16 protein-coding genes are annotated in these 21,296 nt (G+C 68.8%); 5 read left to right on the forward strand and 11 right to left on the reverse strand.

Features of this window, described 5'->3' with window-relative positions; translation table 11 throughout:
* Window positions 1–182 precede the first annotated feature (182 nt).
* Window positions 183–1,745, forward strand: a complete 1,563-nt coding sequence (locus NE236_RS17545; RefSeq protein WP_252843069.1) for a dolichyl-phosphate-mannose--protein mannosyltransferase — start codon at window positions 183–185, stop codon at window positions 1,743–1,745.
* Window positions 1,736–2,716 carry a magnesium transporter CorA family protein gene (locus NE236_RS17550; RefSeq protein ID WP_252843070.1) on the forward strand — a complete coding sequence of 327 codons (981 nt, stop codon included), beginning with the start codon at window positions 1,736–1,738 and terminating at the stop codon, window positions 2,714–2,716. Before NE236_RS17545 ends, NE236_RS17550 begins: the two co-directional genes overlap by 10 nt.
* Before the next feature lie 7 nt (window positions 2,717–2,723).
* On the opposite strand, the gene NE236_RS17555 is transcribed toward NE236_RS17550, so the two are convergent.
* Both NE236_RS17555 and NE236_RS17560 read right to left on the reverse strand, forming a co-directional pair.
* Window positions 2,724–3,305 carry a Uma2 family endonuclease gene (locus tag NE236_RS17555; RefSeq protein ID WP_252843071.1) on the reverse strand — a complete coding sequence of 194 codons (582 nt, stop codon included), beginning with the start codon at window positions 3,303–3,305 and terminating at the stop codon, window positions 2,724–2,726.
* 18 nt (window positions 3,306–3,323) lie between these two features.
* Window positions 3,324–4,265 (reverse strand): threonine/serine dehydratase, encoded by a 942-nt coding sequence (locus NE236_RS17560; RefSeq protein WP_252843072.1) that lies wholly within the window; start codon window positions 4,263–4,265, stop codon window positions 3,324–3,326.
* A 199-nt stretch (window positions 4,266–4,464) separates the two neighbouring features.
* Between NE236_RS17560 and NE236_RS17565 the strand changes: the two genes are divergently transcribed.
* Entirely contained in the window at window positions 4,465–4,884 is a 420-nt protein-coding gene (locus NE236_RS17565) for a luciferase domain-containing protein (protein ID WP_252843073.1), read from the forward strand.
* On the opposite strand, the gene NE236_RS17570 is transcribed toward NE236_RS17565, so the two are convergent.
* Window positions 4,875–5,969 carry a glycosyltransferase gene (locus tag NE236_RS17570; protein WP_252843074.1) on the reverse strand — a complete coding sequence of 365 codons (1,095 nt, stop codon included), beginning with the start codon at window positions 5,967–5,969 and terminating at the stop codon, window positions 4,875–4,877. The two genes, NE236_RS17565 and NE236_RS17570, sit on opposite strands and share 10 nt — an antisense overlap.
* The gene (locus NE236_RS17575) at window positions 5,966–8,776 is read right to left on the reverse strand and encodes a bifunctional glycosyltransferase/CDP-glycerol:glycerophosphate glycerophosphotransferase (protein ID WP_252843075.1); all 2,811 of its coding nucleotides are present in this window, start codon (window positions 8,774–8,776) and stop codon (window positions 5,966–5,968) included. Before NE236_RS17575 ends, NE236_RS17570 begins: the two co-directional genes overlap by 4 nt.
* Before the next feature lie 90 nt (window positions 8,777–8,866).
* Here NE236_RS17575 and NE236_RS17580 point away from each other — a divergent pair, with 90 nt between their 5' ends.
* Window positions 8,867–9,556, forward strand: coding sequence for a response regulator transcription factor (locus NE236_RS17580; RefSeq protein ID WP_252843076.1), 690 nt, complete (start codon window positions 8,867–8,869; stop codon window positions 9,554–9,556).
* A 17-nt stretch (window positions 9,557–9,573) separates the two neighbouring features.
* Here the strand turns inward: NE236_RS17580 and NE236_RS17585 are convergent, their stop codons facing one another.
* The 5 genes from NE236_RS17585 to NE236_RS17605 all read right to left on the reverse strand — a co-directional run bounded on the left by NE236_RS17585 (window position 9,574) and on the right by NE236_RS17605 (window position 17,326).
* Window positions 9,574–10,845 (reverse strand): sensor histidine kinase, encoded by a 1,272-nt coding sequence (locus NE236_RS17585; RefSeq protein ID WP_252843077.1) that lies wholly within the window; start codon window positions 10,843–10,845, stop codon window positions 9,574–9,576.
* 73 nt (window positions 10,846–10,918) lie between these two features.
* The gene (locus NE236_RS17590) at window positions 10,919–12,433 is read right to left on the reverse strand and encodes an LCP family protein (protein WP_252843078.1); all 1,515 of its coding nucleotides are present in this window, start codon (window positions 12,431–12,433) and stop codon (window positions 10,919–10,921) included.
* Window positions 12,434–12,571: 138 nt separating this feature from the next.
* The gene (locus NE236_RS17595; RefSeq protein ID WP_252843079.1) at window positions 12,572–14,092 is read right to left on the reverse strand and encodes an LCP family protein; all 1,521 of its coding nucleotides are present in this window, start codon (window positions 14,090–14,092) and stop codon (window positions 12,572–12,574) included.
* A 254-nt stretch (window positions 14,093–14,346) separates the two neighbouring features.
* Complete coding sequence (locus tag NE236_RS17600) at window positions 14,347–16,512, reverse strand: LCP family glycopolymer transferase (RefSeq protein WP_252843080.1); 2,166 nt, start codon at window positions 16,510–16,512, stop codon at window positions 14,347–14,349.
* Window positions 16,513–17,119: 607 nt separating this feature from the next.
* Window positions 17,120–17,326, reverse strand: coding sequence for an EF-hand domain-containing protein (locus NE236_RS17605; RefSeq protein WP_252843081.1), 207 nt, complete (start codon window positions 17,324–17,326; stop codon window positions 17,120–17,122).
* Between the two features lie 322 nt (window positions 17,327–17,648).
* Here NE236_RS17605 and NE236_RS17610 point away from each other — a divergent pair, with 322 nt between their 5' ends.
* Window positions 17,649–19,715, forward strand: coding sequence for an ATP-binding protein (locus tag NE236_RS17610; RefSeq protein ID WP_252843082.1), 2,067 nt, complete (start codon window positions 17,649–17,651; stop codon window positions 19,713–19,715).
* A gap of 162 nt (window positions 19,716–19,877) precedes the next feature.
* Here the strand turns inward: NE236_RS17610 and NE236_RS17615 are convergent, their stop codons facing one another.
* Together NE236_RS17615 and NE236_RS17620 are read right to left on the reverse strand one after the other, a co-directional pair.
* The gene (locus NE236_RS17615; protein ID WP_252843083.1) at window positions 19,878–19,967 is read right to left on the reverse strand and encodes a DUF397 domain-containing protein; all 90 of its coding nucleotides are present in this window, start codon (window positions 19,965–19,967) and stop codon (window positions 19,878–19,880) included.
* 133 nt (window positions 19,968–20,100) lie between these two features.
* Entirely contained in the window at window positions 20,101–20,979 is an 879-nt protein-coding gene (locus NE236_RS17620; RefSeq protein WP_252843084.1) for a helix-turn-helix domain-containing protein, read from the reverse strand.
* Between the last annotated feature and the right edge of the window lie 317 nt (window positions 20,980–21,296).

The following is a 21,296-nucleotide window of genomic DNA, read 5'->3' on the forward strand; positions in this document are numbered from 1 at the left end:
TCGCGGGCGCCCAGTGGGCCGTCTTCCCTCGGTCCGGACGACGCGCCCCCGCCCACGCTCCGGTCACCCTGGTCCCGGAGTTCCTCGGTCCGGACGACGCGCGCGATCCGGCTCGGCTCGCTTCTGACAGTGAAGTGCACGATTACCTCGGCTTCCGCCCGTACGATGTCGGGGTGGTGGCGATGACAGGAATCGAACCCGAGACCCGGCTCGAGCAGGGAAGAAGAAGACCACCTTCGCTGCGGCAGTGGCTCAGCCCGGAGGTGCCGGGCGGCAGGCTGCTGGGCTGGTTGGGCCCCCTCATCGTGACCCTGTTCGCGGGCGTGCTGAGATTCTGGAATCTCGGCAGGCCGAGAGCCGTGATCTTCGATGAGACGTACTACGCCAAAGACGCGTATGCGCTGCTGAAGTTCGGCTACGAGCACAACACGGTCAAGGACGCCGACAAGCTCCTGCTCCAGCACCCGCCGAACCTCGACATCTGGGCGAACGGCGGGAGTTTCATCGCGCACCCTCCCGCCGGCAAGTGGATGATCGCCGTCGGCGAGTGGCTGTTCGGCATGACACCGTTCGGATGGCGCTTCTCGGCGGCCCTGTTCGGCACCTTGTCGGTGCTCATCCTGGCGCGCGTGGCCCGGCGGATGACGCGCTCCAACCTGCTCGGCACCGCCGCCGGGCTGCTGCTCGCGGTGGACGGAATGCACCTCGTCACCAGCCGTACGGCGATCCTCGACATCTTCGTGATGTTCTGGATCCTGGCCGCGTTCGCCTGCCTCGTCATCGACCGGGACGTCTCGCGGGCCACACTCGCCCGCAAGATCGCCGAACGCGGTGACGACGACGGCCTCGGCCCGTTCGTCATGCACTGGTGGCTGATCCCGGCGGGCCTCTGCCTGGGTACGGCGACCGCGACGAAGTGGACCGGGCTGTACTACATCGCGGCGTTCGGCGTCCTGACCCTCGTGTGGTCGATGGGCTCCCGGCGGGCCGCCGGAGTGCGCAGTCCGTACGCCGGAGTGTTCGCCTTCGAGGCCATTCCCGCGTTCCTCTCCGTCGTCGTGCTCAGCGCGATCACCTATGTCGCCTGGTGGAGCGGATGGATCTTCAACGCGGGCGGCTGGGGCCGCGGCCGCGTCGCCTCCGGCCCGGTTAACGCGTTCTTCCAGGCGATGCCCCGTCTCTGGGACTACCACCAGCAGATGTGGCACTTCCACACCACGCTCACGGTCAAGCACGACTACCAGTCCTGGCCGTGGAACTGGCTGGTCCTCAAACGGCCGGTGGCCTTCTACTACACCCAGCCGTCCGGCTGCGGGGCGTCCACCTGCTCGCGGGAGGTGCTGGACATCGGCACCCCGGCCATCTGGTGGGTCTCCATCGTCACGCTGCTCGTACTGGCCGCCTGGTGGCTGGTGTACCGCGACTGGCGGGCGGGCGCCACGCTCCTGGGATTCCTGGCCGGCTGGGTGCCCTGGTTCTACTACGGTCTGAACCACCGCACGATGTTCCTGTTCTACGCCACTCCGATGCTGCCGTTCATGGTGCTGTCCATCGTGCTGACCATCGGGTTGATCATCGGCCCGGCCACCGCGCCCCCGGGCCGCCGGGTGTTCGGCGCGGCGGTCGCCGGCGCGTACGTCCTCACCGTCCTGGCCAACTTCTACTACCTGTATCCCGTGCTGGCGGGGCAGATCCTGCCCTATTCCTCCTGGCACGCCCGAATGTGGTTCATGTCATGGATCTGAAGCCCCGGACCAGGGTCTGGCGTGACGGCCGGCTCGAGGCGGAGGACTTCCCCGCCGACCGCATCAGCGACTACCTCGCCGAACCCGGCACCGTCGTATGGCTCGACCTGTGCGCCCCCGACGCCGAGGGCCTCCATCTCATCAGCGAGGAGCTGGGCCTGTCCCCCCTGGCCGTCGAGGACGCGACCAGCCACCACGAACGGCCCAAGCTCGACCGGTACGACGGACACCTCTTCCTGAACGCCTACTCGGTACGCCTCATCTCCGACGGCGAGGATCTGGACAAGCACGAGATCTCGGCGTTCATCACCGATCGGGCGCTCGTCACCGTACGCACGGACGAGGGCTTCGAGCTCGACGGGCTCCTCGAACGCTGGGACGGAACCCCGGACCTCGCCCAGTACGGCGTCGCGTACCTCCTGCACGGGCTGCTCGACCTGATCGTCGACGGGCACTTCGAGGCGGTGCAGGCGCTCGACGACCAGATCGACGGCCTCGAGGAGGGCCTGTTCGCGGGGCGCATGGCCGACGGCGAGACCCAGAAGCGGAGTTACCGGCTGCGCAAGAGCCTCGCCCTGCTGCGCCGGGTCGTGCTGCCCATGCGGGAGGTCGTCAACACCCTGCTCCGGCGCGACCTGAAGGTCGTTCCGGCCCCCATGGCGCCGTACTTCCAGGACGTCTACGACCATGTGCTGCGCGCCACCGAGTGGACCGAGAGCCTGCGCGACGTCGTGACGAGCCTGCAGGAGACCCGCATCGCCATGCAGGGCAATTACCTCAACCTGGTGATGAAGAAGCTCACCGGCTGGGCGGCCGTCATCGCCGTACCCACCGCCATCACCGGCTTCTACGGCGAGAACGTCCCGTATCCGGGGTTCGGCCAGCATTGGGGCTTCCTGACGAGCATCGTCGTGCTCGTCATCACCGGCGTGGCCCTCTATATCGTCTTCCGCCGACGCGACTGGATCTGAGACCCCGTCAGAGCCGATCGATCTCCGTGAGATCGACATCGAGGTCGAACGGCACCGTCAACTTGAGCCGGTCATGGTGGACACCGGTCAGCGCGTACGCCTTCGTCGCGGGGTCGAGTTCGTACACGTAGACCGTCAGCCGCCATCCGGTGTGCTCCACGCGCCAGAAATGCGGAATGCCTGCTTCGGCGTAAAGCTGGGGCTTCCGCTCCTGATCCCGCTCGGCAGAGTCCCGAGACACCACCTCGGCGACGAGTACGACGTGTTCCGGTCGATAAGTGGTCTGATCCAGACCGGTCTCACCCGCCGTACGGACCACCAGAACGTCGGGCTTAGGCCGCTGCCGACGGCCGATGGTGATCGTCATATCGTGACGCACTCGCAGGTCGGATGGGGCGAGTCGGCGCAGTCCCATCGCCAGAAGGGAGACCGCCAGCATATGGACGTTGGTCTGAGGTCCATCCAGGACGAGACTGCCATCGATCAGTTCTGTATGGGGATGCAGATCGGGAATCGAATCGAGATCATCCGCCGTGAAATCTCCCTCAGGAGGCAGGCGATACAGATCCCTACTCAGCGATTCCACCATGCTGACGCTACAAGGGATTCACTGTGTGGTGGTCAGAGTTTCACGTTCTGTCAGATCGGCCGGGTCGGTGTTGGCGCCGCAGCAGATGAGGGCGACGCGCTCGCCCGGAACGGGGCGGTAGGCGCCGGTCAGGAGGGCGGCGTACGCGGCGGCGGTGCCGTGCTCCAGGACGAGGTGGTATCTCCGCCACAGCTCCCGCCGGGCCGCCACCACGTCCTCGTCGCTCACCAGGAGAGACGTCACGCCGGTGCGGCGGGCGACGGCGAAGGCGATGTCGCCGATCCGGCGGGCGCCGAGGGAGTCGGCCGCCACGCCGGAGACCTCCACGTCGACCGGCTCGCCGGCCGCGAGCGCGGCGTTCAGGGACGGGCAGCCGTGCGGTTCGACGGCGACGACACGGGACCGGCCCTCCAGGGCGGCGGCGATCCCCGCCATGAGCCCGCCCCCGCCCACCGCGACCAGGACGGTGTCGACGCCGCCGGTCTGCTCCTCCAACTCGAGGGCGAGGGTGCCCTGGCCCGCGCAGATCTCCGGCTGGTCGTAGGCGTGGCAGAACAGTGCGCCGGTGTCCGCGACGCGTTTGGTGGCGGCGTCGTACGCCTCGGCGTACTCGCGGCCGACCTGGACGACGGCGGCGCCCAGCGCCCTGAGCCCGGCCACCTTCACGGCGGGTGCGGTCTCCGGGACGTAGACCTCGGCGGGCACGTTCAGCTCGCGGGCGGCATGGGCGACGGCCAGCCCGGCATTGCCGCCCGAGGCCGCCACCACGCCGATGTCCGGCAGCCCGCCCTGTTCGGCGGCCGCGAGGATCCGGTTGAAGGCCCCGCGCGCCTTGAACGATCCGGTGTGCTGGAGCTGCTCCAGTTTCAGCCACCGGTCGCCGTCGTCGAACACCGGCGTCGTACGGACCCGGGCTCCGATACGGGCCCTGGCCGCTTCCACGTCGCTACGAGAAATCACCCGTCCACCGTACGACCTTCACCAACCGGCCGCCTCGACGGCCGAAACGGCCGGTGTGCGTCCCGGCGGTGGCGGGAAAGGGAAGAGAACGGTAAATCCCTTGATAACGATTGAGGCGCGAGCCCTTATGGGAAAGGCGGAGGCACGGGATCCTGAGGCCGTGACAGGCCCTCCGAAGAGCCGGAGCACAGCCGAACGAGTGGCTGCACAACTGACGGCTTGGCCCGGGCTGGCCACCGGTCGTCCATCGTGCGGCGTCGGGCGCGGATTCGCGTTCCGCGGCACCCAGATCCTTCATCTGCACACCGGTGACGAAGCCGACCTGCGGCTCACCCGGCCGTTCATCGACCGGCTGGACCAGGTCCTCGCCGAGTCCGGTCAGATCGCCATCCGGCCCGGCGACGACTGGGTGACCGTGCACCTGGACACCGACACCGCGGGGTCGCTGCTCATCAGCCTGATGAGCCTGGCCATCCAGGGCGTGGAGGAGCGGGCGACACCCGCACGGCCGTGCACCTGGGAGCGAGCCCGGCGGGACGAGCGGACGTTAGCGGCCGGGTCGGCGGGACGCTCCCTGCCCCGGCCGCTGCGACGACTGCGTCCGCTGCGTCAGCGGTAGACCAGGTCGAACATCCGCTCCCACCGGTCGACGACCACGTCGGCGGAGAACCGCTGGACCGACCGCCGCCCCGCCTCCCCCAACTTGGCGCGGAGCCCCGGGTCACCCATGAGGCGTTCGAGCGCCTCGGCGAACTCGATGACGTTTCCGGGGGTGACGAGGATGCCGTCGATCTCATGGGTGATGAGTTCACGGATGCCGGGTGCGCTGTCGAACGCGACGACGGGCAGGCCGTACGCCATGGCCTCCAGGATGCCCATGGGGAAGCCCTCACTGCGCGACGGCAGCGCGTAGATCGACGCGTTGGTCAGGGCGCCCTGGACGTCGTTGGTCATGCCGGCCAGGTCGACGGTGATGTCGAGCTCATCGGCCTGACGGCGCAGCGTCTCGTCCATCGGCCCGGCGCCGAAGACCCGCAGCTTCCAGGATGGATTGTTCTTCGCCACCCGCGCCCACGACTCCAGCAGCATGTCGTGGCCCTTCTCGTACGAGAGACGGCCGAGCGCCACGACGACGGGTTCGGTCAGGTCCGGGAAGGCCGTGGGCGTGACGTGTACGGGGTTCGGCATGACGTCGATGTTGGACATGCCCTTCCGGGCCCACGCGTCGGCGTCCTCGGTGGTGAGCACGAGCAGCCGGTCGGCCTGGGAGAAGTAGCTCTGTACCCGCCCGAAGCGCGACGACTCCTGCGACGCGGCGTACGACTCATGGCTCATCCCGATGACGGGCATGCCGGCGGTGTCCGCGAGGGCCACCCACTCCATCGCCCAGACCTGGGCGGCGATGACGATCCCGCCGGGGCGGGCCGTACGGAAGAGGGCGCTGAGCTTCTCGGCGCCCTTGCGCTGCACCGAGCGGCGGCGGAGCTCGCGCAGCCGTCCCTTCGCCCGTGCCGGAGGGTGGGTGTCGTGCAGCACGGTGACGGGGAAGTCGTCGCCGTAGTCGTACTTCTCCTTGGCGTGCGTCACCCCGACAAGGTGCACGCGGTGGCCACGCTCGGAGAACAGGTGGGCGATGTGATGGACCCAGCGTGTCAGGCCGCCGAGCTCGTCGACGCTGTTGCTGACGATGAAGACGTCTCTCACGAGAAGAACCTCTCAACGATCTGCTTCGCCGCGGTGCCCTGGTCGTATTCGCCGAAGTTCTCCGCGAAGCGCTTGCGCTGCTTGGCGTAGCGCGTGCCGACGCCGTCGAGGTCGGCGAGCGCCGCGAACAGCTCCTCCTCGTCGCCGACCACCGGGCCCGGCGCCTCCTCGGCGAGGTCGAAGTACGAACCGCGGGAGCGGACGTAGTCCTCGAGGTCGGGGGCGAAGAAGAGCAACGGGCGGTCGAGCAGCGCGTAGTCGAACATCACCGAGGAATAGTCGGTGATGAGCGCGTCGGTGATCTGCAGCAGCGAGGTGACGTCGTGTACGTCGGCGACGCTGCGGACGGTGCCGCGCAGGCTCGGCGGCAGTACGGCCGTACTGAGGTAGTGCGGGCGGACCAGGAGCACGTGGGTCTCGCCGAGTTCCTTCGCGAAGCGCTCGACGTCGAACGGGAGCTCGAAGCGCTTCTCGGGCTTGCCGTTCGGGCCGTTGCGGAACGTCGGCGCGTACAGCACCACCTTGCGGTCGTCGGTGAGCTTCAGCTCCTTGCGCAACGCGGCGCCCGATCCGCCGTTCACGAGGGCGTCGTTACGCGGATAGCCGCTGCGCACCAGCTCCGCGCGTACGCCGAGGCCCTTCGCCAGGGTCTGGGCGTCGTGCTCGGAGCGGATCACGAAGTAGTCGAACCGGTCGACCATCTGCTGGTGCCGGGCCCGGTGCGCCTGGGTGCCGCGCTTGGTCTCCGGGGAGTCCGCACCCATCAGCTTGTACGCCGACCCGTGCCAGGTCTGGATGTAGGTGGTCTGCGGGCGCTTGGTGGCGCCGCGCGGGAAGCCCTGGTTGTCGACCCAGTACTGGGCGCGTGCCAGCGCCCGGTAGTAGGCCCACGAGCCCCGGCGGACCAGCTTCGCGTCCTTGGGGAAGCCGGTCGGGCTGCCGGCGTACGCCCAGATCGCGGTGTACTTGGCACCGGACCGGCGCAGCTCCTCGTAGATGTACTTCGGGTTGTCGGAGTACTGCTTGCCGAGATGGCTCTCGAAGACGATCGTCCGGCGGCGGATCGGCAGCCGGGTGAACACCTTCGAGTAGAAGTTGACCTTCGTCTTGGGGCTCTGGAAGGAGTCCCGCATGCCCTTCTCCGCCCGCAGCAGCGTCTGCCACCAGCGCCGGCCGTACGGCGTCTTGGCGAGCGCGCTCAGGACGGCGAGGGTCCACCGCGCGGCGAGTTGGCGGGCGACGATGCGGAGGGCCAGTTCGCCGGACTCCGGGACGTAGGCCTGCAGGTGATCACCGGCCAGCCGGGTGAGCCGGGGCCGGACCGGGACCTCCAGGTGGTTGTGCACGGCCTCGTCGGCGGTCAGCCGGATCACCAGTTGGTCGTCGCCGACATGGAGGCGCAGCCGCAGGCTCCAGGTCTGGTCGACGAACCCGAGCGGCCGCAGCTGCCGGATCGGCTGGCTGTCGGCGCGCCAGCGGATCCGGCCGCCGGCGTGCTCGACCTTGGCCGGGATGCCGAAGACGCGGCGAGACCGCCGCCGGTCGCGGAACTCCAGTTCGGCGCGGAGCTTCGTGGCGGAGTCGATGCGACCCAGTGGGTTGACGACGTCACCGGCGACGTGGAGCGTGCTTCCCTTCAGGTCCATCTCGGTGACCCGCCCGGCGAGCGTCAGGCTCTTCAGCGGCATCGAGTGGAACCCGAGATCGGTCACGTCGAGGACGGAGCGGGCGCGTTCGTCGTCGAGGTAGTCCGCGGACCAGAAGACCCGGCCGTCGCGCTCGACGAGCTCTGTCGCGAGCCGCGCCTTGCCGCCCTTCTTGGGCACGTACTCGATCGCCGAGACCGCGCCCTCATAGTCGCCCTTGGCGACCATGAAGCCGATGATCGCCTTGATCTGCTTCGCCTCTTCATAGGCGCGCGGGTCGAGCTCGTTCAGGTAGCCGGCGGCCAGTTCCAGGAACTTGGCGCGGTACTCCGGCTCGCGGCTGCGGAGGGTCCGCACGTAGAGCGGAAGGTCGTAGTTGAGGAACTTGACGTCCCGGCTCAGCTTGAGGTCGTCGGCGCCGTACCGGTCGTACACCTCGCCGATGCGGCGGAAGATCTCCAGCCGGTCGGCGAAGTTGCGCAGGCGGGCCCGCTGGTTGGTGACGGACGGCCGGTCGGAGTTCTCGTAGACCATCCAGTTGTAGACGCGGTGCGGGATCACCGCGATCATCCGCGCCGCGAGGTAGATCTCGGTGCAGAACAGCAGGTCCTCGTAGAACAGCCCGGAGGGGAATCGCAGCTGTTCGCGGTCGAGGAAGTCCCGGCGGTAGAGCTTGTTGGTGCACAGCGTGTCGTACATCAGGTCCGGGCACTCCCGGACCGAGGAGTAGACCGCCCGCTCCCGGTACAGCCGCCGGAACCAGGGGTGCTCCTCCTTCCTCTCCGGGAAGACCCGCCAGCAGCACCCGGACACGAGTTCGGCGCCGGTCTCCTCCGCCGTCGCGACGAGGTTCCGGCAGGCGTGCCGGTCCAGGGTGTCGTCGCTGTCGAGGAACATCAGGTACGTGCTGCGCGTCGCCTCGATGCCGTCGTTGCGCGGCTGTCCCCCGGCACCGGAGTTCTCCGTGCGGTGGATGACCCGCACGCGATCGGGATTCTCCGCGGCCAGCGCGTCGGCGACCTGACGGGTACCGTCGGTGCTCGCGTCATTGACGATGATCACTTCGACGCTTCGATGAGACTGATCGAGCGCGGAGCGCACCGCGTCTGGCAGGCGATCGGCGTCGTTGTAGACGATGACGATCACACTGACGTCTGTCATGCTGCAGAACCCCTCGGGCTTACGGGCGAACGAAACGACTTCTTTGCGTCAACCGACGATCAACTTGGGAGGTTCCTTAGGATCAGAGGTGTGACGCGGGAACGCATCCTGGTGGTGGAGGACGACGCCATCATCGGATCTGAATTGCTGAAGGCATTGTCCGCTGGTGGATACGAGGCGGGTCTGGCTACGAGCGGCGCGGCCGCGTTGGCAGACGTACGCGCGCATCCACCGGATCTTATCCTGCTTGATCTTGGCTTGCCGGACATGGAAGGAGTGGAGCTGTGCCGCCGTCTCCGGGCGGTGCTCCCCCAGACCGTCATCGTCGTGCTGACGGCGCGGACCGAGGAGTTCGAGGTGGTCGTCGCGCTGGACGCCGGTGCCGACGACTACCTGACCAAGCCCTTCCGGCTGACCGAGCTCGTCGCTCGGATCCGCGCCCACCTGCGCCGCCGGGCCATCGAGCCGGGCGACCGGGTGATCAGCGTGGGCCGGCTGCGCCTGGACCTGCCGGCGCGGCGCGCGCACATCGACGGCACCGAGGTGCTGCTGCGCCCGAAGGAGTTCGATCTGCTGGCCGCGCTCGTGACGCGGGCCGGCGAGGTCGTGACCCGCGAGCAGCTCATGGACGAGGTCTGGGACGAGAACTGGTTCGGCCCGACCAAGACCCTCGACGTGCACGTGTCGACGCTGCGCCGCAAGCTGGGGTCGTACGGGCAGATCACGACGCTGCGCGGGCGCGGGTATCGCTACGAGCGCGACGCAGTCGTGGAGGCGTGAGTGAGTCGGCATGGGAATCAACCGGCGCCACGATAGTCACTCGTAGGCAAAAGGAGGCTGAACACCGGGGGTGAGTGCCGCCGCAGTATCAGGCGGCCGCCCTCGGCCTCGGCCAGCGAGCGTGCGAGGACGAGCCCGATTCCGTGCCCGTCCGCGGGACCGCGGAAGACGTCGGCGTCGTCGGGGATCCCGGGCCCCTGGTCGCTGACCTCGATCGCCAGGCCTTGGCCGACGTCGACCGCGGACACCGTGATGGGCATGTTGCCGTGGGTGACCGCGTTGTCGACCAGGACGTTGACGATCTGACGCACGGCCGAGAGCGACGCGCGTACCTCCGGCAGGCTCGGCTCGATCTCCACGGTGACGTCCGTGCGGGCACGGATCTCCGCGAGCAGCGTCGGCATGTCGAGCACCCCCCGGTCGGCCGTGCTGCCGCGCGAGAGGCGCACGAGGTCGTCGATGATCTCCTGGAGGTGTTCGCCCCGTTCGATCGCCGTACGGATGACCGCCCTCGGGTCGTCGCCGGCCAGGCCCGACTCCAGGCCGAGGAGCAGTCCGGTCAGGGGCGTGCGCAGTTGGTGGGACACGTGGGCGCTGAACGCTCGCTCACGATCGAGCACGTCGCCGAGACGCCGGGCGGTCGCCTCCAGGGCACGGCTCGCGGCGTCGGCCTCGCGAACGCCGACGGACCGCGCCCGGATGCTGAAGTCACCGCTGCCGAGCGCCTGGGCGTCCCGCGTCAGGCCTTCGAGGGGGGCGGCCAGCCGGCCCGCCTGCCGCCTGGCCACGACGGCGGCGAGCCCCACGACGAGGATCGCGAGCGCGACCATCAGCAGCCAGGCCCGCTGGACGCGTCCGCTGATGTGCTTGTACGGGGTCGCGACCCGGACGACCGCGACGATGTTCTCGTCCGAGGGCACCGGCGCGGACACGGCCAGCAGGCCGCTCTCCACGGCCTCGTGCACCCGTCCGTCTCCGGCCGCCCCCGCCACCCGCGAGTTCCGGGGCCCGCGCCCGGTGACCCGGGTCCCGTCGAGCTTGTAGATGCCCACGCTCAGGTGCCGCGACATGCCGGTGGGCAGCGGCACCGGCTTCGGACGCCGCGCGATGTTGTCGGGCACCGCCGCCGAGATCCGGGTCGCGTCGCGTTCGAGGGAGACGATCGCCTCATCCCGGTACAACCGCTGCAACGCGATCGCCAGCGGGATCGCGAACAGCACGACCGCGAGAGCGGCCACGCCGACGATCGCCACCAGCACGCGCCGGCGCAGCGGGGGGATACGGCTCATCAGCACATTCTGCCTCGACAACCGCGATGGCCTGGACGGTCACCGGGCTCCCGGCCGGCGGGCCGGGACCGGTTCAGCCGCAGACGTTCTTCAGGGACACCGACCCGTTGGACGCGGTCGCACCGGGCGTCGCACTGGTGCCGGCCGTCGGCGTCTTCTTCTTGTGCTTCTTCGGCGTCGCGCTCGGCGTCCGCGTGGGCGTCGCCGGGTGCCCGCTGTTCGCGATGGCCTTGGCCACCACGTTGCGCATCAGCCTGACGTTCGGCTCGTACGGCTCGAAGCCGGGAATCTTGTCCGGGTTGAACGGCAGGCTCTGGATGTCGGCGCCGTGCTTGACGGTGCTGGACAGCTTGATCAGGGCCGGCAACAACGCCGACGGGATGTTGGTGGCGACCGTGTTCTGCGCCGCCTTGGCCAGCTTCTGGAAGTGGGTGACGACCTGCTCCGGGTTGGCCTGGTCCGCGATGTCCTTCAGCAGGCACTTCTGCCGGTCCATACGGTGGAAGTCGTTGTCGCCGTCACGGGACCGGCCGTACCACAGGGCCTTCTCACCGTTCAGATGGTGCTTGCCGGTTGGGAGATAGCCGGTCGGTGGTTTTACCTGGCGACCATTGACGATCTCACCGCCGATCGGGATCGGCTTCTTCTCGGTGATGTTCACCGTCACGCCGCCGACGGCGTTCACGATGTCCTTGAAGCCGCCGAGGTTGACCAGCACGTAGTAATTGATCTTCAGGCCGGTGAGGTACTCGATCACGCTCTCGATCACGTGCGGGCCGCCCCGGCCCTTCTTGTAACCCGGCGCCAGTTCGGCGTGCTGCTGACCTTGGAGGTAGAGCTCGTTCAGCAGGCCTTCGCTGCCCGGGTGCATCGGGTCCAGAGCGTCGCCGGTGTAGCCGTACGGCCACTTCTTCCGCAGCGGCCCCGCCGGCAGCTGGAACTTCTGCAGGCTGCGGGGCAGGCTGATCAGCACCGAGGTGCCGGTCTTGGTGTCGATGCTGGCCACCGTCATGCTGTCGGTACGGATGCCCTTGCGGTCCTTGCCGCCGTCACCGCCCAGCAGCAGCACGTTCACCCGAGGCATGTTCTTCCACGGGTTCGCCGCGTCCACCTGCTGACCGGAGTGGTCGTCCCCGGGGAAGATCTTCGACAGCGTGTCCTTCAGCACATACGTCGTGTTGGCCGCGTACACGAACGGCGTGCAGATCAACAACGACATCACCACGACCAACGTCGTCGACGCCACCCGCATCGCCGTCGGCAACCCCGGCGGCCGCACCACCTGATACGACCGGATCACGATCGACGCCCACGCCAACGCCAACACCAAGATCCCCACCGTGATGACGTTCAACCACACGCCCTGCACGGCGATCTGCTTCAACTTCTCCTGGAATCCCAGCACTGCCGTCGCGGCCCCCGCGATCAGCAACCCCAAGATACCCATCAGCGTGAACCCCGAGGCCCGCCGGCCGGCCGCCACATGAGCCACACCCCACACGACCGCGGACGCGGCCGTCAGCCCCAGCGCCCGCCACAGACCGGCGACCGGATTGGGCCGGTGCCCTCCCGCCTGACCCCATGCCATGCAGTCTCCTGATGCTCTGGTCGCGGACGCCGCTCGTCCAGGCGTCCGCTCCGCGGCCCCGCGCGGGGGTCGGCGGATTGACGGTGCCGCGTCCGAGCCGAGGCGCACGCCGATCCAGGACCGGTGGCGGGCGTCGGCTCAGCCGCAGACGTTCTTCAGCGAGACCGCACCGCCTGAACCGGTGGGCGTGGCCGTCCCACTGGGTTTGACGCCGACCACCCTCTTTTTGTTCTTCTTCTTGGCGGTGGCGCTGGCGGTCGGGCTGGGGGCGGTCTTCGGGGGGTTGTCGCTCTCGGCGATCGCCTTGGCCGCCGTGCTCCGCATGATCTGGATGTTCGGCTCGTAGACGTGCAAGCCGGGGATCTTGTCCGGGTTGTAGGCGAGGCTGTGGATGTCCGCGCCCTTCTTGACGGTGCCGGACAACTTCACGAGCGCCGGGAGCAGGGCCGACGGGATGTTCGTGGAGATCGTGTTGGTCGCTGCCTTGGCCAGCTTCTCGAAGTGGGTGACGACCTGCTGCGGGTTGGCCTGGTCCGCGATGTCCTTCAGCAGGCACTTCTGCCGGTCCATGCGGTGGAAGTCGTCGTCGGCGTGCCGGCTCCGGCCGTACCAGAGCGCCTTCTCCCCGTCGAGATGGTGAGTGCCGGGGTAGAGGTAGCCGGTCGGCGGTTTGATGACCCGGCCGTCGGGGGTGACATCGCCACCGATCGGCAGCTTCTTCTCGATGTGGACCGTCACGCCGCCCATGGCGTTGACGATGTCCTTGAAGCCGCCGAGGTTGACCAGCACGTAGTAATTGATCTTCAGGCCGGTGAGGTACTCGATCACGCTCTGGATCACGTGCGGGCCGCCCCGGCCCTTCTTGTAACCCGGCGCCAGTTCGGCGTGCTGCTGACCTTGGAGGTAGAGCTCGTTCAGCAGGCCTTCGCTGCCCGGGTGCATGGGGTCCGGAGCGTCGCCGGTGTAGCCGTAGGGCCACTTCCTGCGCAGCGGCCCCGCCGGCAGCTGGAACTTCTGGAGCTGCCGGGGAAGGCTCAGCAGGACCGTGTCGCCGGTCTTCGTGTTGATACTGGCGACCGTAATGCTGTCGGTACGGATGCCGGTGCGGTCCTTGCCGCCGTCACCGCCCAGCAGTAGGACGTTGACCCGCGGCATGTTCTTCCACGGGTTCGCCGCGTCCACCTGCTGACCGGAGTGGTCGTCCCCGGGGAAGATCTTCGACAGAGTGTCCCGCAAGACGTACGTCGTGTTGGCCGCATAGACGAACGGCGTGCAGATCAACAACGACATCACCACGACCAGCGCCGTCGACGCCACCCGCATCGCCGTCGGCAACCCCGGCGGCCGCACCACCTGATACGACCGGATCACGATCGACGCCCACGCCAACGCCAACACCAAGATCCCCACCGTGATGACGTTCAACCACACGCCCTGCACGGCGATCTGCTTCAACTTCTCCTGAAACGCAAGGGCCATCGTCGCCGCGCCACCCAAGAGCAGCGCCAGCACACCCATCAGCGTGAACCCCGCGGCCCGCCGACCGGCCGCCACATGAGCCACACCCCACACGACCGCAGACGCGGCCGTCAGCCCCAGCGCCCGCCACAGACCGGCGACCGGATTGGGCCGGTGCCCTGCGCCCTGACGCCGTGCCATGAAGTCTCCTGATCCTCTGCTCGCGAGCGCAGCTCACTCCTGGCGCATCCCCTTCGGGGACGTGCGGCTGCGTCGACCGGTTTGCAAAGTGATTGAATGGACGCGGTCAGTAACCATTGGCAATGACTGCTGGATCCTACCCGACCGATGAGCCCACCTGGCCCGATAGCACGGTAAGGCACAGGGGCCTCGCTTATCACGGCAATTGGAAGAAGCTCACGAAGGTCGGCGTGAATGGCGTATATCCGTAACGGCTAACCTCCGCAGGCGGCCGACAGCGAGACGGCCTTGTCCTTGGACCGGGTGGAGGGCGACGGGCTGCCGGACGCGTGGCGGCCGGTACGTGGGGTCGCCGAGTCGCCCGGAGACGCCGCGGGTGAGCCGGCGGGAGAGGCCATCGGCCCTCCGGAGGCCGAGCCCGCCGAGGACGCCCCCGCACTCGGCGTCGCCGAGGGGCTGCCGCTCGGCGCGGCGGCCGAGGCACCCGTACCACCGGAGGGTGCGGCGGAGACGCTCGCGCCGCCGGACGCCTCCGGCGAGGCGGTGGCCGAGCGTTCGTCGCTGGCCTCGATCGCGCCTGCCGCCGCACGCCGCATGACGCCGAGGTCCGGCCGGTAGACGTGGAACTCCGGGGGGACGAACATCAGGCTGCTGATCTGCGCTCCGCCCTTCATCGTCTCCGACAGCTTGATGAGGGCGGGCAGCAGTTCGGCCGGGATGTTGGCCGAGATGGTCTTCTTAGCGGCCGCGGCGAGCTGCTGGAAACGGGTCAGCACCCGCTGCGGGTCGGCCTGCTCGGCGATCGCCTTCATCAGGCACTTCTGCCGCCCCATGCGCATGAAGTCGCTGCTGGCGGTGCGCGACCGCCCGTACCAGAGTGCCTCCTTGCCGCTCAGATCCCGGTCACCGGCCTTGAGCACCCCGGTGGGCGCGCTGCCGTCCTCCGGGCCGCCGAACGGAATGTCCTGGGCGATGTGCACCTTGACTCCGCCCATCGCGTCGACGATGTCGGCGAAGCCGAACAGGTTGACCAGGATGTAGTAGTCGATGGGCCGGCCGATGAGGTAGGAGATCTCCTCCCGTACCAGCTCGGGTCCACGACGTCCCTTGTCGAAGCCGGGTACGAGCGAGGGGTCGTCCTCGGCGTCCTGGAACAGCTCGTTGAGCAGTCCCTGGTCGCCCGGCGCGCCGACACCGGTGAACCCGTCGGGCCAGCGGGAACGCAGCCGGGGGATCATCGGGAAGTGCTGCAGGTTCCGGGGCAGGCTGATCAGCACCGTGTCCCCGGTCTTGGTGTCGATGCTCGCGACCGTCATGCTGTCCGTACGGACGCCGACGCGGTCACCGGCCCCGTCCCCGCCGAGCAGGAGGACGTTGACCCGAGGCGTGTCCTTCCACGGGTCCGCCACGTTGACCGGCTGCGGCCGCGCCTGGTCCCCGTGGAAGATCGTGCCGATCGTGTCCCGCAGGGTGTAGGTGCTGCGCGCGGCCCAGACGAGCGGCGAGCAGACCCCGACGGCGAGCACCAGGACCAGGCCGCCGGCGAGGATCCGCGCGGTCCGGGCCATCCCGGTGGGACGGACGACCTGGTAGGAGCGGACGACGATGCCGGCCCAGAACAGCGCGAGGGCCAGGATGCCGCCGGTGATGCCGGCGAGCCAGTCGCGCCGCACCGCGATCTGCTTCAGGTCGTGCTGGTACAGGAGCGCGGCGGCCACTCCCCCGCCGACGAGGAGCGCGAACAGGCCCATCAGGAGGATCCCGACGATACGGCGCCCGGCCCAGATGTGGGCGATGCCCCAGACCACGGCGGAGGCGACCGTCAGCCCGAGAGCGTGCGGCAGACCGCTCCGTGACCTGCCGGTGTCGCCGGACGCCGCCCCACCGTCGCCGTCCCGCTCCTCGCCCTTCGACGCGTCCTCGAGGGCACCGTCATCGGGCGGGGTGGTGTTCTCCGCGCCGGCGTCACCCTCCGCGTCGCCCGCAGGGTCGACGGTCGCCGTGGCGTCGGCCCCGGTGACGCCCGCGCCGGACCGATCGGCGTCCGTACCGTCACCGGCCACGGCATCGGATTCGGCGGCAGCCGCGGCGTGCTTCGGTGCTGCCGCGGCCTGCACGACGGAGACGCCGTCACGGGCCAGCGCGCCGCCCGGCACCCTCTCGCGTTCTGGCGTCACATCCGTCTCGGCGACGGTTCCGTCGTCGTCACTCCCGCCGACGTCGTCGGCAGCCTCGCCCCCAGTAGCGGAACCGCCCTCCGCCCCGGAGCCGCTTCCATCGGCATGACCGCCTGCTCCGGCGGCAGAGCCGCCCCCGCGACCGGCGGCGTCGCCGTCTTCGGCCGGACCGTCACCCCCCGCGTCACCGGCGGCGGCGTCCTCGCTGCCATTCGAGGCGCCATCGCCCGCGCGTCGTCCCATATGCACTCCCGTATCCCAGTTGCCAGCCTAGATCTTTTACCAGGGAGACCCACTGGGCACCCACTCGGTCCGCCGTACGGCCGGTGGATCACGAACGACCGCACGAACGCGGTGCGCACGGTCGCCATCCCGGCAACGAACAACACTGCCAAAGGATCCCTTAATGCCCGAAATATCCCTAATAAAGACGCGGGGCCTTGATGAGAAGTTCACGGGGGTTGCGGATCGCGCGACGAGAGCCCAAGGATCCCAGCGCCGAAGACGCCCGGCGAGCGTCGCCGGACGATCGCCGGTCAGTGTCGCACCAAGGCTCCCCCTGTCACTCACCCGCTCGGCGTCGGGTGGCGCGTCGGCGAGCGTGTACGAGAACGGCGTACGGCCAGGCGGGAACCGATGCTTGCGCAACCCGGTCGGCGGTCACGGCCCTGGCGATCGCGTTCGCCCCGCGCGGTCAGAAGGTCGGCGCACTGAAAGACCGCGTCTCCGCCGCGCCGAGATCACTAATGTGCTGCGTGTCATAGACGATCTTGAAGGAGGTCGGATGAACGATCCTTGGCGATCGCCGCCTGACGGAACGCCGCGATCGCCAACGGACCAGTACGCCGCCTCAGGAGTTCCACGCCTTGGTGAACTCCGCGAGATTGATACGCCCGTCCCCGTCGTCATCGGCATGGGCGAAGATCGAGTCGATCTCGTCGCCACTGACCGCCTCGTGGCGGGCCGTCATGGCGAGCTTGAACTCCATCGCCGTGATGTACCCGTCGCCGTCGTAGTCGATCTCCTTGAAGGTCCGCGCGACCTCGTCGTCCGCCATCCCCAGTACCTCCTGTCGAGCCGTACGTCTTCGGTGTCGGCGACGATCACGTTAACGCCCGGCCCCCGAGTCACGCGAGGCGACCGGCACCGTACGACCGCGCCCTCGGCGACCGGAGAATCGCATCTTTCGTGACCGGCCCGCGGCCGTGCCGCGCGGCTGCGTCGCCGGACCTGACTTCTTGATCAGCGGTTCGCCCCCGAGAAGCCGTCCAGTGCCCGACCCGCCCGCCGAGCCTGGGGATTAGATTGGCTGTTGGGGGGAGGGGGCTGCCATGGCAGGTGCCCACTCGGTGTGCTCGGCGGGGAATCTTCCAGCTGATGTGACCAGTTTCGTGGGTCGCGGGCACGAGATCAGCGCGGTGAAGCGGCTGATCCGGCGTCATCGGCTGGTGACCGTGACCGGTGGGCCGGGGGTCGGCAAGACACGGCTGTCGCAGCGGGTGGCGGGACAGCTGGGGAGCTCGTTCGCCGACGGTGTACGGCTGGTGGAGCTGGCCGCGCTGAAGGACGCGCGGTTCTTGGCCCAGACGGTCGGGGACGCGGTCGGGGTGCCCGGGGAGTCGAGGTCTGCCGCGTGGGAGGTCCTGGCGCGGTTCCTGGCGGAGAAGAATCTTCTGCTGGTGCTGGACAACTGCGAGCACCTGGTGGACTCCTGCGCGCTCCTGGTGGCCGACCTGCTGCAGGCCGCTCCCGAATTGCGGATCTTGGCGACCAGCAGGCAGGCGCTGCACGTGGCCGGCGAGTGGCTGATGGAGCTTCCGCCGTTGCCGGTGCCGCAGGACGAGCAGGCTGCGCCGGCGTGCAGCGAGGCGATGCGGCTGTTCGCCGAGCGTGCGGCGACCGCCCTCCCGGGCTTCGCCATCACCGACGCGAACCGTGCGAGTGTGGCCGAGGTCTGCCGGCGCCTGGACGGTATCCCACTGGCGATCGAGTTGGCCGCCGTACGGGTGCGGGCCATGCCCGTCGAGACGATCATGGCCCGCCTGGGGGAACACTCTTTGCAGGCCCTGGGCGCGGGCGCACAGGTGACCATGCCACGGCTGCAGACGATGCGGTCGGCGATCGACTGGAGCTTCCACCTGTGTTCGAAGGCGGAGCAGCGGTTGTGGGCGCGGGCGTCGGTGTTCAACGGAGGGTTCGACATCGGGGACGCTGAGCAGGTCTGCTCAGGAACCGGGATCGAGGACGCGGAGGTCCTCACGCTCCTGGCCGGTCTGGTCGACAAGTCCGTGCTGACCTCTTCGCTGGTCGGGGAGGCCGCCCGGTACCGGATGCTCGAGCCGATCCGTGAGTACGGCGCCGAGCGCCTGGCTCGTTCCGGTCAGGCCAGGGCGGTGCGGACCCGTCACCGGGACCACTTCGCCGACGTCGCCCGGCAGTCGGAAGGCCACTTCCTGACCTCCGAAGAGCTGCAGGTGTTCAACCGGTTGGGGCGCGACTACGCCAATGTGCGGTCCGCACTGGAGTTCTGCGTCAGCGAACCCGGTCAGGCAGGCGCCGGGCTGCGGATCGCCGGTTCCCTGTGGCACTACTGGACCACGGCGGTCCGCCACCGGGAGGGGCGGTACTGGCTCGATCGGGTCCTGTCCCTCAACCCTGAGCCGAGCCCGGCACGGGCCAAGGCCCTCTGGGTGAACGGATGGCTGGCTCTCCTGCTGGCCGACTGGGAGGTGGCGCGGTCGCTGATCGACCAGTGCGCCGCCCTGGCCGAACGCCTGGGCGACGAGTCGGCCCGGGCCCATGCCACCCTGCTCCGCGGCATGCATGCGTTCTTCTGCGGTGATCTGCGCCGCGCCGTGGCGTTCCTGGAGGACGCCCTCGCCCGGCTGCGGGCGCTCGACGACCGCGGGGGCGTGTGGATGACCCTGCGTCTCCTGACGTACGGCACCGCGCTCCTCGGTGAAGCCGACCGTTCCCGGGTCTTCGGCGAGCAGTGCATCGAGATGGCGGATCGGGCCGGTGCGTCGTTGACGTACGCACGGGCCCTGGGGCTGTGCGGGGTCGCCCGGTGGTTGATCGGTGACCACGAGCGGGCGACCTGCCTGGCCCGGGAAAGGCTCAGGGTCTCCCCCTGCATCGACGGGTGGGGCATCGCTCACTGCTTGGAAGTCCTCGCCTGGGACGCCGCCGGTCATGATCCGGAACGCGCCGCCCGGCTACTCGGCTGCGCCCACGCGATCTGGCGGTTCACCGGGGCGCCCCTGGCCCAGCGGCATCTGGCCGCCGACCACAGGCTCTCTGAGCAGCGCACCCGGGCGGCGCTGGGCGAGGAGACGTTCGGCAAGCTCTCCGACGAGGGCGCCAGGCTCCCCATCGACCAGGCCATCGCCTACGCGCTCGACGACGCGTCGTGGAGCGAAGCCGCTGTCAGGCACCGACTCCGGTAAGCCGCTCGAGCGGCTCGGCGGTGGATCGGGCGGCGGGGAGTCGCTCGCCTCACGGTGAGGATCCGCACACGGCTCCCGCAAACCGGGAAACGCTAGCGGACACCGCACTAGAGACGCACGAGGCCCCGCGTTGCCGGCGGGGCCTCTTGGTCGCTCGTTGATCTATGAGGTTGCTTCGTCTCCCTCGACTACGGCGACTTCTACGCAGTCGCCTCCGTTCGAGGAGTAGGTACTTTTCGTCCAGGTGGCCACTGGTCCTCCAGGGTGGTGCTCGGAGGCAAGAAAGTCCCGCTGGCTCCCCGCAGGAAGTACGGGTCAACGGGCAAGGTGTGGCCAGGCCCGGCCAGCGGGACTGATCGCAGAGTACCCGCCGACGTCCCCATTGTCACAGGGTGGGTAGGTCAGACAATCGGTCCGTAATTAGACGAAACGACTCATAGCGTGGTGGCGCGAGCGATGCCAGGCGCGCGAAACGGGCTTCGGCGTCCCGCACCTCCCGCTCCCGCTCCAGCCACGTGAACCCGGCGCCCGCTTCGACGTATGCGATCGGATCGAAGTCAGTGAACGCGAAGATCCCGAATGCTGCGGTCATCGCGTCGTACGCGCCAGCGCTGAACGGGATGACCCGGACTGTCACTCCCTGCTCGGCGTCCATGACATCGAGGATGTGCTGGAGCTGCTCGGCGAGGATCTGGCGACTGCCGATCTCCCGGTACAGCACGGCCTCGTCGATGATCGCATGGAAGTCCAGACGGCCGAGGGCGTGCTCCTGCCGGGCGAGGCGGAGCGCGACGCGCCGGTCGATGTCCTCGGCGCTGTGCTGGATCGGGTTGCTCGGGTCGGCGATGATCGCGCGGGCGTAGTCGGCGGTCTCCAGCAGCGCCGGGACGTGCACGAGCGCGGTCTGCCGGTAGAGGGTCGCGGATGCTTCCAGCTCGAGGTACGTCGCGTAGTCGCGGCCTGGCCAGGGCGCTCCGCGCAGCAGCGGAGCGAACGGGCCGAGCCACTCATGCTCGGACGCTTCGGCAGCGAGTTGCTCGATCTCGTGGCGTTTGTCGCCGGTCAGGCGGTAGTAGGCCAGCAGGTCCGCCAGGTCGGCGTCTGAGACGGAGAGCTGCGCTGTCTCTATTCGACTGACTTTCGACGTCGACCAGTCGAGTGCGGCGGCTATCTCGCTGTTCTGGATGTGGTGGCGTTCACGCAGGTCGCGGAGTGCATTGCCGAGTCGCCGACGGCTAAGGCTACGCGGCTGAGGTGTATTCATATCTGGGCTTCCCTGCTTTTCGGTCGCGCCCTATCAGGCTTGCAGCCTTCTCTGCACTTGCAGACCCCCGAGCCGGGAGCATCGCACCGCCCAGACGCCACGTGACGCCCCGGTCACAGATTAAGGGGCCGGGAACGCGCGAGGAGGGCGAAGGATGGGCGCCACCAAGACGTATCGGCAGAAACGGTACAGGCTGACCATCGGACCAAAAGGCAGCGCCGGACCGACCAGCCGCCACGCCCTGAAGATCCGGCTTGCTGCACCAACCTGAAGCCGGCTCAGCCGGTGGGGCGAAGTGCTGCCAGGTGTGAGGTGCG

The organism is Actinoallomurus purpureus (assembly GCF_024055795.1).
Classification (GTDB): Bacteria; Actinomycetota; Actinomycetes; order Streptosporangiales; family Streptosporangiaceae; genus Actinoallomurus; species Actinoallomurus purpureus.